General features: G+C 59.5%; 15 protein-coding genes. 8 read left to right on the forward strand and 7 right to left on the reverse strand.

The features are described 5' to 3' along the window. Positions 1-150 precede the first annotated feature (150 nt). From AC1DWG_RS09200 to AC1DWG_RS09215, 4 genes are all read left to right on the forward strand, one after another. Positions 151-777, forward strand: a complete 627-nt coding sequence (locus tag AC1DWG_RS09200; RefSeq protein ID WP_477787678.1) for a response regulator — start codon at positions 151-153, stop codon at positions 775-777. A gap of 120 nt (positions 778-897) precedes the next feature. Next, entirely contained in the window at positions 898-1,368 is a 471-nt protein-coding gene (locus AC1DWG_RS09205; RefSeq protein ID WP_477762692.1) for a nuclear transport factor 2 family protein, read from the forward strand. Between the two features lie 40 nt (positions 1,369-1,408). After that, positions 1,409-1,729 (forward strand): GIY-YIG nuclease family protein, encoded by a 321-nt coding sequence (locus tag AC1DWG_RS09210; RefSeq protein WP_477787679.1) that lies wholly within the window; start codon positions 1,409-1,411, stop codon positions 1,727-1,729. 88 nt (positions 1,730-1,817) lie between these two features. Further along, positions 1,818-2,753, forward strand: a complete 936-nt coding sequence (locus tag AC1DWG_RS09215) for a glutathione S-transferase family protein (protein ID WP_477787680.1) — start codon at positions 1,818-1,820, stop codon at positions 2,751-2,753. Between the two features lie 116 nt (positions 2,754-2,869). Here AC1DWG_RS09215 and AC1DWG_RS09220 read toward each other — a convergent pair whose 3' ends face one another. Both AC1DWG_RS09220 and yejK read right to left on the reverse strand, forming a co-directional pair. Next, positions 2,870-3,220, reverse strand: a complete 351-nt coding sequence (locus AC1DWG_RS09220; protein WP_477787681.1) for a glutaredoxin family protein — start codon at positions 3,218-3,220, stop codon at positions 2,870-2,872. Then, positions 3,220-4,224: a nucleoid-associated protein YejK gene (gene yejK, locus AC1DWG_RS09225; protein ID WP_008018580.1), complete on the reverse strand. Its 1,005-nt coding sequence runs from the start codon at positions 4,222-4,224 to the stop codon at positions 3,220-3,222. Before yejK ends, AC1DWG_RS09220 begins: the two co-directional genes overlap by 1 nt. A gap of 396 nt (positions 4,225-4,620) precedes the next feature. On the opposite strand from yejK, the gene AC1DWG_RS09230 reads away from it, so the two are divergent. Further along, a complete protein-coding gene (locus tag AC1DWG_RS09230) occupies positions 4,621-4,902 on the forward strand; it encodes an HU family DNA-binding protein (RefSeq protein WP_007905514.1) in 282 nt (93 codons plus the stop codon). Positions 4,903-4,972: 70 nt separating this feature from the next. Here AC1DWG_RS09230 and rlmF read toward each other — a convergent pair whose 3' ends face one another. The 5 genes from rlmF to AC1DWG_RS09255 all read right to left on the reverse strand — a co-directional run bounded on the left by rlmF (position 4,973) and on the right by AC1DWG_RS09255 (position 12,939). Then, on the reverse strand, positions 4,973-6,001 hold the full coding sequence (gene rlmF, locus AC1DWG_RS09235) for a 23S rRNA (adenine(1618)-N(6))-methyltransferase RlmF (RefSeq protein WP_477787682.1): 1,029 nt from the start codon (positions 5,999-6,001) through the stop codon (positions 4,973-4,975). Positions 6,002-6,224: 223 nt separating this feature from the next. Continuing rightward, positions 6,225-9,071 carry a valine--tRNA ligase gene (locus AC1DWG_RS09240; protein WP_477762696.1) on the reverse strand — a complete coding sequence of 949 codons (2,847 nt, stop codon included), beginning with the start codon at positions 9,069-9,071 and terminating at the stop codon, positions 6,225-6,227. Positions 9,072-9,309: 238 nt separating this feature from the next. Continuing rightward, the gene (locus AC1DWG_RS09245; protein ID WP_477762697.1) at positions 9,310-10,626 is read right to left on the reverse strand and encodes an MFS transporter; all 1,317 of its coding nucleotides are present in this window, start codon (positions 10,624-10,626) and stop codon (positions 9,310-9,312) included. A gap of 255 nt (positions 10,627-10,881) precedes the next feature. Continuing rightward, positions 10,882-12,114 carry a transporter associated domain-containing protein gene (locus AC1DWG_RS09250; RefSeq protein WP_477762698.1) on the reverse strand — a complete coding sequence of 411 codons (1,233 nt, stop codon included), beginning with the start codon at positions 12,112-12,114 and terminating at the stop codon, positions 10,882-10,884. A 12-nt stretch (positions 12,115-12,126) separates the two neighbouring features. Then, the gene (locus tag AC1DWG_RS09255; RefSeq protein ID WP_477754505.1) at positions 12,127-12,939 is read right to left on the reverse strand and encodes a cytochrome C assembly family protein; all 813 of its coding nucleotides are present in this window, start codon (positions 12,937-12,939) and stop codon (positions 12,127-12,129) included. A 210-nt stretch (positions 12,940-13,149) separates the two neighbouring features. Here AC1DWG_RS09255 and ffh point away from each other — a divergent pair, with 210 nt between their 5' ends. From ffh to rimM, 3 genes are all read left to right on the forward strand, one after another. Next, the gene (gene ffh / locus AC1DWG_RS09260) at positions 13,150-14,526 is read left to right on the forward strand and encodes a signal recognition particle protein (protein ID WP_056726162.1); all 1,377 of its coding nucleotides are present in this window, start codon (positions 13,150-13,152) and stop codon (positions 14,524-14,526) included. Positions 14,527-14,776: 250 nt separating this feature from the next. Then, positions 14,777-15,028 carry a 30S ribosomal protein S16 gene (gene rpsP, locus AC1DWG_RS09265; RefSeq protein ID WP_108214983.1) on the forward strand — a complete coding sequence of 84 codons (252 nt, stop codon included), beginning with the start codon at positions 14,777-14,779 and terminating at the stop codon, positions 15,026-15,028. A 5-nt stretch (positions 15,029-15,033) separates the two neighbouring features. Continuing rightward, the gene (rimM, locus tag AC1DWG_RS09270) at positions 15,034-15,570 is read left to right on the forward strand and encodes a ribosome maturation factor RimM (RefSeq protein ID WP_477762699.1); all 537 of its coding nucleotides are present in this window, start codon (positions 15,034-15,036) and stop codon (positions 15,568-15,570) included. Position 15,571 lies beyond the last annotated feature (1 nt).

Here is a 15,571-nt window from a genome sequence, read left to right on the forward strand (position 1 = left end):
TAGGAACCATCTGTTTGTTAGATGGGCAAAGAGTCAGCTCATTGAATACATTGAGGGGGCGACGTTAGAGGTTTTTTCGGGGCGTTGTGGAATGGGTAAGAACGGCGCTATTTTCCGCGCCTTCGCGCCACAAGCAGGAGGTATCCCACAATGCGAGTCGTTATTGCTGACGACCATTCCGTCGTTCGTGTCGGGCTGCGCATACTCATCAACGCCAGTCGACGATGTGTGATCGTCGGTGAGGCCGACAGTGCCGACAGCCTGATGGAGCTGCTTTCAAGCACGCCCTGCGACCTGCTGATCACGGATTTCTCCATGCCGGGGGGGCAGCAGGCCGATGGCTTGAAAATGTTGAGTACGATTCAACGCCGTTACCCGGCCTTGCCGATCATTCTGGTGACGATGTTTACCAGTGTGGCGACAGCAAGGGCTGCGTTGGCTCAAGGGGTGATGGCCGTCGTCGCCAAAACCGCATCGGCGACTGAGTTGCCCCTGGCAATCAATGCGGTGCAGGCAGGGCGCCGCTACCTCAGCGAGTCCCTGCGCACACTGCTGGCCAACACCCGCAATCAGCTGCACGAATCGCCACTGTCAGCCAAGGAGCACGAAGTGGTTCGAATGCTCGCCAGTGGCATGACCGTCAGCGAAATCGCCATTCATTTCAATCGCAGCGTGTCGACCATCAGTAAACAAAAGAACATGGCCATGCACCGGCTGGGTATTTCCACGGATGTTGATCTTTTTTCCTACGCCCGGGACAACGGAATGTCGTACTGAAATGACAGGAATAATCATCGCGTTATTTTCGTCATGAATGCCGATAGTGTTCGATGCATTTGCAGACTATCGTGCAGGCAATCTTTCGAAGCCATTATGCAAATCCTGGGGAATCCGCAAATGAGTGAAGCCCATAGCGTCTTGATCACCCGTTTCTACCAGGCTTTCCAGCGCCTGGATGCCGAAGCCATGGCTGCCTGCTACACCGATGATGTGGTGTTCAGCGACCCGGCGTTCGGCGAGCTTCGCGGTCGCGATGCCGGTGACATGTGGCGCATGCTGACCACTCGGGCCAAGGATTTTTCCCTGACCTTCGATCATGTTCACGCCGATGAGCGCACCGGTGGTGCCCATTGGGTCGCGACCTATCTGTTCAGCCAGACCGGCAACACCGTGGTCAACGATATCCAGGCGCGTTTCGTCTTTCGTGATGGCAAGATCTGCGAGCATCATGACCGTTTTGATCTGTGGGCCTGGTCGCGTCAGGCGCTGGGTTTCAAAGGTCTGTTGCTGGGTTGGACGCCACTGGTGCGCAACGCCGTTCGCGCCCAGGCATTGAAGGGGCTGAAGGCATTCCAGGCCAGTCGCTGATAAAATCGCGGCCTGTTTTCCCTCAAGCCCGGATCGTTACGTGACCACCCTCAGCGAAAGCCCTGTCGACGCCGACACCTGCGCGAGCAAAACCTGGTTCGTCTACCTCGTTCGCGCGGCCAACGGTTCGCTTTATTGTGGGATCAGCGATGATCCCGTGCGTCGCTTCGCCAAGCATCAAAGCGGCAAGGGCGCACGATTCTTTCTCTCCAGCCCGGCCATGGCCCTGGTCTACACCGAACGTTGTCGCGACAAAAGCGATGCGTTGCGTCAGGAACGGCTGATCAAAAAACTCAAGAAAAGCGCCAAGGAATGCCTGGTGGCGAACGCAGCGAGCGCCGCCTCTGGCTTATCACTCTGACTGATCAGTTCCCATCAGGCAGATCTGTAGGCTGCCAGCTGATTGCGCGCTAAGCTGCTGGTTCCTGATCCTTGCGGCGGAGCCGAGCATGTCCGAGTTGATTCTGCATCATTACCCGACGTCCCCTTTTGCCGAGAAGGCCCGCCTGCTGCTGGGCTTCAAGGGCTTGTCCTGGCGCTCGGTGAAGATCTCGTCAGTGATGCCCAAACCGGATCTCACGGCGCTGACCGGTGGATACCGCAAGACACCGGTGTTGCAGGTCGGTGCAGATATCTATTGCGACACGGCATTGATTGCCCGGCGACTGGAACAGGAAAAAGCCTTGCCGGCGTTCTTCCCTGAGGGTCAAGAAATGATCACCGCGTCATTTGCAGCCTGGGCCGACTCAGTGGTGTTCCAGCATGCGGTCAGCCTGGTGTTCCAGCCGGAATCGATAGCGGTGCGCTTTGGCAATTTGTCGCCGGAAGCGATCAAGGCGTTTATCGCCGACCGCGCCGGTTTGTTCAGTGGTGGCAGCGCGACCAGGTTGTCCGCCGAGCAGGCCAAACACCAGTGGCCAACGATCATGTCTCGCCTGGAGCAACAGTTGCAGCGCGAAGAAGGCGATTACCTGTTTGGCGAACCGTCGATTGCCGACTTCGCCCTGGCTCATTCACTGTGGTTTCTCAAGGCGACGTCGGTCACGGCACCCTTGGTCGATGCTTATCCGGCGGTTGCCGCCTGGCATGCGAGGGTTTTGGGCTTCGGTCATGGTGCGTCCAGCGAGATGAGCTCCGAGGAGGCTCTGGCAGTGGCGCGCGCGTCCACGCCAGCGGCATTGCCGGATGAGCAGTTCGTCGATCCCAATGGATTCAAGGCGGGGCAGCAGGTAGTGATTGCAGCCACGGACTATGGCGTTGATCCGGTGGCGGGGGAGTTGTTGTTTGCCGGCCGCGAAGAGCTGATTGTACAGCGCGAGGACGAGCGTGGCGGTGTGGTGCATGTGCACTTCCCGCGGTTTGGTTTCCGTATCGAAGCCAGCTGACATTTCTGTTGATAGTAAAAACGAAAAGATCGCAGCCTTCGGCAGCTCCTACACCAATCTCATGTAGGAGCTGCCGAAGGCTCGGGCCGCGATCGGACGATCTTTTGATCTTTGGTTTACTTCAGTGCCGCCAGAATCGCATCCGGGTCATACCCGCGAATCAGGGTTCCGTTTACATCGATGATCGGAATCCCGCCGCCACCCAAGGCTGCATAGTCCCCGCGCGCGACGGCATCCTTCTCGATATCGAATTCCTTGTACGGAATGCCTTTCTGATCGAGAAAGCGCCGGGTCAGCTTGCAGTAACCACACCAATCGGTGGCGTAGAGCACGACGTTGGCCTGGGCCTGCGTCTGTGCAGGTACCACTTGCGAAGGGTTGAACACTCGCTCGATCTTGCCCCAGTTCTGGTAAGCCACGACCACCAGCAGGATCAGCAGGAGTTTTTTCAGTACGCCGCCGAGCATCAGTTGCGACGCTTCAGCTGATCGGTGAGCGAAGTGGGCAGGCCCTTGATGATCAACGTGCCGGCTTCTTCGTCGTACTCGATCTTCGAGCCCAGCAGGTGGGCTTCGAAACTGATCGACAGGCCTTCGGCGCGGCCGGTGAAACGGCGGAACTGGTTCAGGGTGCGTTTGTCAGCCGGGATTTCCGGCGACAGGCCGTAATCCTTGTTGCGGATGTGGTCGTAGAAGGCCTTCGGGCGTTCCTCGTCGATCAGTCCCGACAACTCTTCCAGGCCCATCGGTTCGCCGAGTTTGGCCTGGCTGCTGGCGTAATCCACCAGGGTCTTGGTCTTCTCGCGTGCGTCGTCTTCCGGCAGGTCTTCGCTTTCGACGAAATCACTGAAGGCTTTGAGCAGGGTGCGGGTTTCACCGGGACCGTCGACGCCTTCCTGGCAACCAATGAAGTCGCGGAAATACTCCGAAACCTTTTTGCCGTTCTTGCCTTTGATGAACGAAATGTACTGCTTGGATTGTTTGTTGTTCTGCCACTCGGAAACGTTGATCCGCGCCGCCAGGTGCAATTGACCCAGGTCCAGGTGACGGGACGGGGTCACGTCCAGTTCGTCGGTCACGGCCACGCCTTCACTGTGGTGCAGCAGGGCGATGGCCAGGTAGTCGGTCATGCCTTGCTGATAGTGCGCGAACAGCACGTGGCCGCCGACCGACAGGTTCGACTCTTCCATCAGTTTTTGCAGGTGCTCGACCGCCACGCGGCTGAATGCGGTGAAATCCTGGCCGCCCTCCAGGTACTCCTTCAGCCAGCCGCTGAACGGGAACGCGCCGGATTCCGGATGGAACAGGCCCCAGGCTTTACCCTGTTTGGCGTTATAGCTTTCATTGAGGTCGGCGAGCATGTTCTCGATGGCCGCGGACTCAGCCAGTTCAGAGTCACGGGCGTGGAGAACCGCAGGTGTGCCGTCGGGTTTTTTGTCGATCAGGTGGACGATGCAATGACGGATCGGCATGGGCTTCTCGGCTGAATGAAGAGAGGAGGGCGTGCTCCCCCGAAAAAGCGCCCAGTGTACCGCAACCACTGGTTTTGGCGCGGTGCGAAGGGTAATTGGCGGGCGACCGGCGGCGCTTATGGGTTTTTTTCATGTTTTAGCGCAATAAAGCTGACCAAATGGGTAGCTAGAGGCGGATATTTCCACGTCTGTGTGCTAGTTTTGCCCGGTCTTGCGCGAAGTCACTGCGTTAAGCCTGCAGTCAGCTTTTGTCAGGTCGAACCAAACCCTGATTTCGGTATCTATAACCCCGATCCCGAGGTTATTTCGCCGAGGGTGCCAGATCCAGAAGATCGGGCTCGATGGCTGACATTGCACTCTGCAATCCATATGAATTTGATAGGGAAGGAACACTAAATGGCTCTTACTAAAGACCAACTGATCGCCGACATCGCTGAAGCTATCGACGCGCCGAAAACCACCGCGCGTAACGCTCTGGACCAACTGGGCCAAATCGTTGCCGATCAGCTGGAAAACGGCGGCGAAATCACTCTGCCAGGTATCGGCAAACTGAAAGTGACTGAGCGCCCTGCCCGTACTGGCCGTAACCCTTCGACTGGCGCTGCCATCGAAATCGCTGCCAAGAAAGTGATCAAGCTGGTTGTGGCCAAAGGCCTGACCGACGCTGTTAACAAGTAAGACTTGTTAAAAAAAACCGTGCGCCGGAGCGATCCGGGCACGGTTTTTTGTGGGCGCGATAAAGCGCTCACTACGCTGAAGCGTTGCTCCATCGCGCCTGGCGCCAGGTTTGTTGCTGCGCTTTGTTCTGGAAGGTCCAGGCGACGAAGCGGCTCTGCTTCTGCCCTTGGGACATTTCCACTACCAGGCTTTCCAGGGCGCCGGCCTTTTTCAGGGCAGTTTGGATCGCTGGCAGGTTGGACGCCTTTGATACCAATGTACTGAACCACAGCACCTGCTGAGCGACTTGCACGCTTTCGCTGACCAGTTGGGTCACGAAGCGTACTTCACCGCCTTCGCACCACAACTCGGCCGACTGGCCGCCAAAGTTCAACACCGGCAGCTTGCGTTTCGGATCGGCCTTGCCCAGGGCGCGCCATTTGCGCGTGCTGCCCCGTGTGGCCTCGTCCAGCGAGGCGTGGAATGGCGGGTTGCACATGGTCAGGTCGAACCGCTCTGCGCTCTCCAGCAGGCCTGTGAGGATCTGCTTGGGGTTGCTCTGCTGGCGTACCTGGATCGCTTTGTTCAGGCCATTGGTTTGAATGATGGCCTTCGCCGCGGCAATGGCGGTCGCATCGATATCGGAACCAAGGAACTGCCAGCGATAGTCGCTGTAACCGATCAGCGGATACACGCAGTTGGCGCCCATGCCGATGTCCAGCACCTTCACGGCGGCGCCCCGGGGGATCACACCGTCATTGCTGCTGGCCAGCAGGTCGGCGAGGAAGTGCACGTAATCGGCACGACCTGGCACCGGTGGGCACAGGTAGTCGGCCGGAATGTCCCAGTGAGCGATGCCATAGAACGACTTGAGCAGTGCGCGGTTGAACACCCGCACGGCTTCCGGGCTGGCGAAGTCGATGCTTTCCTTGCCGTACGGATTGATGATCACGAATTTCTTCAGTTCCGGGGCGCTTTTGATCAGCGCCGGAAAGTCGTAGCGACCCTGATGGCGATTGCGCGGATGCAGGCTGGCCTTTTCCTTCGGGGAGACGGCCGTGGCCGGAGTCTTCGGAGCAGGCTTTTTGCGCGCAGGCTTGGGGGGGCGGGGGGCGGTCATGGGTGTGGTCGATTCGGGTATGGCTGAAAGTGGCGGGCATTGTCCCACATTGATGGCGAATGCGCCGAACCCGTAGGAGCTGCCGCAGGCTGCGATCTTTTGATCTTGTTTTTAAGCAAAGTCAAAAGATCGCAGCCTGCGGCAGCTCCTACAGGGGATTTGTTGTGTTTTTGGATAAAAAAGGGAGGCCATCCGGGCCTCCCTCTTTCATCGCGACTTGCCGTTACAAACTGGCAATCCGCGCATGCTGCTCGGCCAGTTTGCCCAGGGCCTGTTCGGCCTCGGCCAGTTTGGCGCGTTCTTTCTCGATGACTTCGGCTGGCGCCTTGTCAACGAAACCGGCGTTGGACAGCTTGCCGCCGACACGTTGCACTTCACCTTGCAGACGCTGGATTTCCTTGTCCAGACGCGCCAGTTCCGCACCTTTGTCGATCAAGCCGGCCATTGGCACCAGCACTTCCATCTCGCCGACCAGAGCGGTAGCGGACAGCGGTGCTTCTTCGCCAGCAGCCAGCACGGTGATCGATTCGAGGCGGGCCAGCTTCTTCAGCAGGGCTTCGTTCTCGGTCAGGCGACGCTGATCCTCGGCGCTGACGTTCTTCAGGAACAGCGGCAGCGGTTTGCCCGGGCCGATGTTCATTTCGCCACGGATGTTGCGAGTGCCGAGCATCAGGCCCTTGAGCCATTCGATGTCATCTTCGGCGGCCTGATCGATGCGTGTTTCGTTGGCCACCGGCCAAGGTTGCAGCATGATCGTCTTGCCATCGATGCCCGCCAGCGGCGCGATGCGCTGCCAGATTTCTTCGGTGATGAACGGCATGAACGGGTGCGCCAGGCGCAGGGCGACTTCCAGTACGCGAACCAGGGTGCGACGGGTGCCGCGCTGGCGTTCGACCGGTGCGTTTTCGTCCCACAGTACAGGTTTGGACAGTTCCAGGTACCAGTCGCAATACTGGTTCCAGATGAACTCGTACAAGGCTTGCGCGGCCAGGTCGAAACGGAACTGGTCAAGCTGGCGGGTCACTTCGGCTTCGGTGCGTTGCAGCTGCGAAATGATCCAGCGGTCAGCCAGGGACAGCTCAAAGGCTTCGCCGTTCTGGCCGCAGTCTTCGCCCTTGTCCAGCACGTAGCGCGCCGCGTTCCAGATCTTGTTGCAGAAGTTGCGATAGCCTTCGACGCGACCCATGTCGAACTTGATGTCACGACCGGTGGACGCCAGCGAGCAGAAGGTGAAGCGCAGGGCGTCGGTGCCGTAGCTGGCGATGCCTTCGGCGAACTCGTCGCGGGTCTGCTTCTCGATCTTCTTCGCCAGTTTCGGCTGCATCATGCCGGAGGTGCGTTTCTGCACCAGTTCTTCCAGCTCGATGCCGTCGATGATGTCCAGCGGGTCAAGGACGTTGCCCTTTGACTTGGACATTTTCTGGCCTTGGCCGTCACGCACCAGGCCGTGAACGTACACCGTCTTGAACGGTACCTGCGGCGTGCCGTCTTCGTTTTTCACCAAATGCATGGTGAGCATGATCATCCGGGCAACCCAGAAGAAAATGATGTCGAAGCCGGTCACCAGGACGTCGGTGGAGTGGAATTTCTTCAGGAATTCGGTTTTTTCCGGCCAGCCGAGGGTGGAGAACGTCCATAGGCCCGAGCTGAACCAGGTGTCGAGAACGTCATTGTCCTGCTGCAGAGCAACGTCCGGGCCGATGTTGTGCTTGGCCCGAACTTCGGCTTCGTCGCGACCGACGTAGACCTTGCCCGACTCGTCGTACCAGGCCGGAATCCGGTGGCCCCACCATAGCTGGCGGCTGATGCACCAGTCCTGGATGTCGCGCATCCACGAGAAGTACATGTTTTCGTACTGTTTCGGCACGAATTGGATACGGCCGTCTTCAACGGCGGCAATCGCAGGTTCGGCCAAAGGCTTGGTGGACACGTACCACTGGTCGGTCAGCCATGGCTCGATGACGGTGCCGGAGCGGTCGCCTTTCGGCACTTTCAGGGCGTGATCGTCAACGCTGACCAGCAGACCGGCAGCGTCAAACGCGGCGACGATCTGCTTGCGCGCTTCGAAGCGGTCGAGACCGGCATATTCGGCCGGGATCTTGCCGTCGATGGTTTCGTTCAGCGTGCCGTCAAGGTTGAACACTTGGCAGGCCGGCAGGACCGCTGCGTTCTTGTCGAAGATGTTCAGCAGCGGCAGGTTGTGACGCTTGCCGACTTCGTAGTCGTTGAAGTCGTGGGCCGGGGTGATTTTCACGCAGCCGGTGCCGAATTCAGGGTCGCAGTAATCGTCGGCGATGATCGGGATACGGCGGCCAACCAGTGGCAGCTCGACAAATTTGCCGATCAGGGCTTTGTAGCGTTCATCGTTCGGGTTAACGGCCACGGCGGAGTCGCCGAGCATGGTTTCCGGGCGAGTGGTCGCGACGATCAGGAAATCGTTGCCTTCAGCGGTCTTGGCGCCGTCGGCCAGCGGGTATTTCAGGTTCCACAGGAAACCTTTCTCGTCGTGGTTCTCCACTTCGAGGTCGGAAATCGCCGTGTGCAGCTTGGTGTCCCAGTTGACCAGGCGCTTGCCGCGGTAGATCAGGCCGTCTTCGTGCAGGCGTACGAAAGCTTCTTTAACGGCTTCCGAGAGTCCGTCGTCCATGGTGAAGCGCTCGCGGCTCCAGTCAACCGACGAGCCGAGGCGACGGATCTGACGGCTGATGTTGCCACCGGACTCATCTTTCCACTCCCAGACTTTCTCGAGGAATTTCTCGCGGCCCAAGTCATGGCGGCTCTGGCCCTTGGCTTCGAGCTGACGCTCTACCAGCATCTGCGTGGCGATACCGGCGTGGTCGGTGCCCGGCTGCCACAGGGTGTTGCGACCCTGCATGCGGCGGAAACGGATCAGGGCGTCCATGATCGCGTTGTTGAAGCCGTGACCCATGTGCAGGCTGCCGGTGACGTTCGGCGGCGGGATCATGATGGTGTAGGACTCGCCCGCGCCTTGCGGGGCGAAGTAATTCTCTGACTCCCAGGTGTTGTACCAGGAAGTTTCAATGGCGTGCGGCTGGTAGGTCTTATCCATGCGCGGCGGGACCCTATTGGCATTTATTCAGGAAAAGCCGGGAAGTATAGCGGGGATGAGCCGATGCGCGTAGAGCGAGGTGACAATGGGTGGGGGAAAGTTGTGGTTTTTCGGGGGGTGTTTTGTCAGTGAGGGCGCCATCGCGGGCAAGCCCGCTCCCACAGGGATATGTGTCGTACCAGCATTTTGTGAACGACACTCAACCTGTGGGAGCGAGCCTGCTCGCGATGGCGGTCTGTCAGGCGACCTGATTCAAATCGTTATGCCGCGTTTCCTTCAGGCACAGCACCGCAATCAAACTCAGCACCGCCGCCCCGGACACATAACCGCCGACGTAACTCAACCCGCCCATCGCCACCAGTTTCTGAGCGAAGAACGGCGCTGCGGACGCACCGACGATACCGCCCAGGTTGTAGGCCGCCGAAGCGCCGGTGTAGCGCACGTGAGTGGGGAACAGCTCCGGCAACAGCGCACCCATCGGCGCAAACGTCACGCCCATCAGAAACAGCTCGATGCACAGGAACAGCGCCACGCCCCAGGTCGAACCTTGGGTCAGCAGCGGTTCCATGAGGAACCCTGACAGGATCGCCAGCACACCACCGATGATCAGTACCGGTTTGCGCCCGTAACGGTCGCTGGCCCAGGCCGACAGCGGGGTGGCGGCAGCCATGAACAGCACCGCGAAGCACAGCAGGCCGAGGAAGGTTTCGCGGCTGTAGCCGAGCGTTGCCACACCGTAACTCAGGGAAAACACGGTGGAGATGTAAAACAGCGCGTAGCACACGACCATCGCGCCAGCGCCCAGCAATACGGGCGCCCAGTATTGGCCGAACAGCTCGAACAGGGGGATCTTCACCCGTTCCTGGCGTGCCATGGCATTGGCGAACACGGGGGTCTCATGCAGCTTGAGGCGCACGTACAGGCCGACCATCACCAGTGCGGCGCTGAGCAGGAACGGAATACGCCAGCCCCATGAGCGGAACTGTTCATCATCCAGCACCACGGCCAGGGTCAGGAACAGGCCGTTGGCCGCCAGAAAGCCGATGGATGGACCCAGTTGCGGGAACATGCCGAACCACGCGCGCTTGCCTTTGGGTGCGTTCTCCGTGGCCAACAACGCCGCACCACCCCATTCGCCGCCCAGCCCCAAGCCCTGGCCGAAGCGCAGGACACACAGCAGGACCGGTGCCCAGGCGCCAATGCTGTCGTAACCTGGCAGAACGCCGATCAGGGTGGTGCACACGCCCATCAGCAGCAGCGAGGCGACCAGGGTACTCTTGCGGCCGATACGGTCGCCGAAGTGACCGAAAAGGGCCGAACCCAAGGGGCGCGCAAGGAAGGCGATGCCGAACGTGAGAAACGCCGAAAGCATCTGGGCGGTGCCGGATGTCTGCGGAAAGAACACCGGACCGATCACCAGCGCGGCGGCGGTGGCATAGACGTAGAAGTCGTAGAACTCGATGGCTGTGCCGATGAAACTCGCGGTAGCCACGCGGGTGGCGGAGTTCGTCGGTTGTGCAGGTGTGGAGTCGCTGTAAGTTGTGCTGGTCGTCATGCGGTTATCCCTGACAGTCATGTGCCCCAGTGGAGCGAATTATTATGGTCGAGAACCCAGGGATGTGGGTGGAGGCACGGTCGCTGTTCAAGGTAGGAACAGTCGTCGGTTTGTTGCGGACTTTGCGGGTGGACAGGCCGGAAGTTGTGAAGTGCGGGATAAGCACGGGGCCGGCGAGGCTTGGGTAAGCGGTTCGATTATAGGAAGGTGGCTAACGATCGAACAAGAGGGCTTGCGAGGACATTGTGGCGAGTTTTAGATAACAACAGGCATCGCACTTGTCTGCCAGATCAGCACCCGCGTGACACGGTTGTCCTCGGTCTCGAGAATTTCCAGGCGGTAGCGGCCGATCTTCAGGCACACCGCGCTTTCGGGAATGGTTTCCAGGGCCTCGGTGACCAAGCCGTTCAGGGTTTTCGGGCCATCGCTGGGCAGGTGCCAGCCGAGGCTCTTGTTCAGCTCGCGAATGGAGGCGGCACCGTCGATCACCAGGCGTCCGTCGGCTTGCGGATGAATGTGCGGATTGTCCACGCTGTGTTGGCTTTCGAACTCACCGACGATTTCTTCGAGAATGTCTTCCAGGGTGACGATGCCCAGCACTTCGCCGTATTCGTCGACCACCATGCCCAGGCGCCGCTGCTGCTTGTGGAAGTTGAGCAGCTGCAACTGCAACGGGGTACTTTCCGGCACGAAGTACGGCTCATGGCTGGCCGCCAGCAACGCTTCCCTGGTCAGGATCGCATCGGGCAGCAAGTGGAGGATGTGTCGGGTGTTGAGGACGGCTTCGACCTGGTTGATATCACTGTGGAACACCGGCAGGCGCGTGCGCTTGTTGTGGCGCAATTGTTCGATGATTTCTTCGATGGAGTCATCGAGATTGATGCCGTCCACGTCGCTGCGCGGTACCAGGATGTCATTGACGGTGATGTTGTCCAGCGCGTGGATGCCTGGCAGCGGGTGAGGGCGGCTTACGGTTTCGGAGGGCGCATGCCGCTCCGTCAGCGCTTCGTCCTCACTTTGTTGCACCACTTTGGTTTTACGGGCGAATGGTCGCGTCAGCAACTGACTGATGCTATTGAGCAGCCATGCCGCGGGATAGATGATTTTCAGCGGCACCCGCAGCAGATTGTTGCCCTGGGCCAGGATCGCATCCGGATAGCGGGTGGCGAGGGCGCGTGGCAAGTAGTCGGAAAACACCAGCAACATGGCACCCGTCCCGAGGCAGGCGACCCACGGGCCGTTCTCGGCCCAGGTGAAAATGGCCAGCAAGGTGCTGATGACTACCACCAGTGCACGGCACAGGGTGTTGCAAAAAATCAGGCTGGCCAGGGGGAAGCTGAGTTTCGCCACCGGTTTGTCGCTGGAACGCGTTGCGGTGCGCTGGGCCAGCAAATGCTGGTGCGCCGCTTCGATGGCGGTAAACAGCCCCGACCATAAAATCAGCAGGGTCACTACCGCGAGCATCGGCCCTATGGGCAAGTCGTCCATTAATGCCGCCCGTCAGATATGCAGGATGTATTCACGAACCAGCTTGCTGCCGAAATACGCCAGCATCAGCAGGCAAAAACCGGCCAGGGTCCAGCGAATCGCTTTGTGCCCGCGCCAGCCGAGGCGATTGCGTCCCCACAGCAGCACGCTGAAGACGACCCAGGCCAGGCAGGCCAGCAGGGTTTTGTGCACCAGATGCTGGGCGAACAGGTTCTCGACGAACAGCCAGCCGGAAATCAGCGACAGCGACAACAGCGTCCAGCCGGCCCAGAGGAAACCGAACAGCAGGCTTTCCATGGTTTGCAGTGGCGGGAAGTTCTTGATCAGCCCGGAGGGATGCTTGTGCTTGAGCTGGTGGTCTTGAACCAGCAGCAGCAAGGACTGGAACACCGCGATGGTGAACATGCCGTAGGCCAGAATCGAAAGCAGGATGTGGGCGAGGATGCCAGGCTCTTCATCGATGACCTGCACCGTACCGGCCGGCGCGAAATGCGCCAGTGACACGGTCAAGGCCCCAAGCGGGAACAGCAGGATCAGCAGGTTCTCTACCGGAATCCGCGAGCAGGCCAGCAGGGTCAGTGCGATGACCGCCACGGCAATCAGGCTGGCGGCGCTGAAGAAGTCCAGGGCCAGGCCGCCCGGGGTCAGCAGGTGGGTGAGCAGGCTGGCGCTATGGGCCAATACGGCGAGCACGCCGAGCATGACCAGCAGGCGTTTGTTGGCCTTGGCGCCGGAAGCCAGGCGAGTGCCCTGGTAAATGGTCGCAGCGGCATACAAGCAGGCGGCGGCGAGGGTAGTTAGCAAGCTGGGTGACAAGGGGAGCATAAATCCTGTTAGGCAAGCCCGAAAGTCGCTGAGTTTGGCATAGAACCCCCGCCGCACGAAAGACCGCGCAACCCGACAGCGAGGTGTCCGCCGGCCACAGTCTTCGCTATAATCCGCGACCTGCCCACGCCGCAGGCTCGCCGAGCACACGTTTAGTCCGGTCCGGGCCGCCATTATCCCGGTCTACACAGGGCCTGAAAGGATCGCGCAATGTTTGAAAACTTAACCGACCGTCTCTCGCAGACGCTGCGCCATGTCACCGGCAAGGCCAAGCTGACTGAAGACAACATCAAAGACACCCTGCGTGAAGTGCGCATGGCGTTGCTCGAAGCCGACGTCGCCCTGCCGGTGGTCAAGGACTTCGTCAATTCGGTCAAGGAGCGTGCCGTCGGTACCGAGGTGTCGCGCAGCCTGACGCCGGGCCAGGCCTTCGTGAAGATCGTCCAGGCCGAACTTGAAAGCCTGATGGGCGCGGCCAACGAAGATTTGAACCTGAGCGCCGTGCCGCCAGCGGTCATCCTGATGGCCGGTTTGCAGGGCGCTGGTAAAACCACCACTGCCGGCAAGCTCGCGCGCTTCCTCAAAGAGCGCAAGAAGAAGTCGGTCATGGTGGTGTCCGCCGACGTTTACCGTCCCGCGGCGATCAAGCAGCTGGAAATGCTCGCCGGTGAAGTCGGCGTTACCTTCTTCCCGTCCGACCTGAGCCAGAAGCCGGTCGAGATCGCGCAAGCGGCTATTAAGGAAGCGAAACTCAAATTCATCGACGTGGTCATCGTCGATACCGCTGGTCGTCTGCACATCGATGAAGAGATGATGGGCGAGATCAAGGCCCTGCACGCCGCGATCAACCCGGTCGAAACCCTGTTCGTGGTCGACGCCATGACCGGCCAGGATGCCGCCAACACGGCCAAGGCCTTCGGCGATGCATTGCCGCTGACCGGTGTGATCCTGACCAAGGTCGACGGCGACGCCCGTGGCGGTGCCGCTCTGTCGGTGCGTGCGATCACCGGCAAGCCGATCAAGTTCATCGGTATGGGCGAGAAGAGCGAAGCGCTCGATCCGTTCCATCCTGAGCGTATCGCCTCGCGCATCCTCGGCATGGGTGACGTGCTCAGCCTGATCGAGCAGGCGGAAGCGACGCTCGACAAGGACAAAGCCGACAAGCTTGCTAAAAAGTTGAAGAAGGGTAAGGGCTTCGATCTCGAAGACTTTCGCGATCAGCTGCAACAAATGAAGAACATGGGCGGCCTCGGTGGCCTGATGGACAAGCTGCCGAACATGGGCGGCGTGAACCTGGCGCAAATGGGCAACGCCCAGGGCGCGGCAGAAAAGCAATTCAAGCAGATGGAAGCCATCATCAACTCCATGACCCCGGCCGAGCGCCGCGACCCTGAGATGATCAGCGGTTCGCGCAAGCGTCGGATCGCCATGGGTTCTGGCACTCAGGTGCAGGACATCGGCCGCTTGATCAAGCAGCACAAGCAGATGCAGAAGATGATGAAGAAGTTCTCCGCGAAAGGCGGAATGGCCAAGATGATGCGCGGCATGGGCGGAATGTTGCCCGGCGGCGGCATGCCTAAAATGTAAAGAATCCGCGCCGGCCATCAGGTCGGCGCTGCCCCACACGGACGTGGGATACACAGCAAACCCGCACTTGGCGGGAGCTGACCGGCCGTTTTCAACGACGGCTCTATAGCAAATCTGCATGGCGGCCGATAGACCGCCGGAAAAAGTCATTTGCAAAAGTCCGGATATTCCTTAGAATATGCGGCCTTTCGGGCACCCATGCCCGCTGTGCCTTTAGATTTGCAGCACCGACTACAGGAACGATGTTCACATGCTAACAATCCGTCTTGCCCTTGGCGGCTCCAAAAAGCGCCCGTTTTACCACTTGACCGTAACCGACAGCCGCAACCCGCGCGACGGTTCGCACAAGGAACAGGTTGGCTACTTCAACCCTGTTGCTCGTGGTCAGGAAGTTCGTCTGTCCGTGAACCAAGAGCGCGTAGCCTACTGGCTGAGCGTTGGTGCACAACCTTCTGAGCGCGTTGCTCAGTTGTTGAAGGAAACTGCTAAGGCTGCGGCCTGAGCAATATGAACGCGACGCCAGCCATTGCTGATGATTTGATCGTTATCGGCAAGATTTATTCTGTTCACGGCGTTCGCGGCGAAGTGAAGGTGTACTCCTTTACTGATCCGATTAAAAACCTGCTGGACTACAAAACCTGGACGCTCAAGCGTGACGGCAATGTAAAGCAGGTAGAGCTGGTCAGCGGACGCGGGAACGACAAGTTCCTGGTCGCAAAGCTCAAGGGTCTCGATGATCGCGAAGAAGCTCGTCTTCTAGCCGGTTATGAGATCTGCGTGCCGCGCAACCTGTTCCCTGAACTCATCGACGGCGAGTACTACTGGTACCAGCTGGAAGGTCTCAAGGTCATCGACACTCTCGGACAACTGTTCGGGAAAATCGATCACCTGCTGGAGACCGGCTCGAACGATGTCATGGTGGTCAAGCCTTGCGCTGGCAGCCTGGATGATCGCGAACGCCTGTTGCCCTATACGGAGCAATGCGTGTTGGCCGTCGATCTGGCCGCGGGCGAGATGAAGGTGGATTGGGACGCGGATTTCTAAC

The sequence above is a fragment of the Pseudomonas sp. P4_B3 genome, from assembly GCF_056402295.1.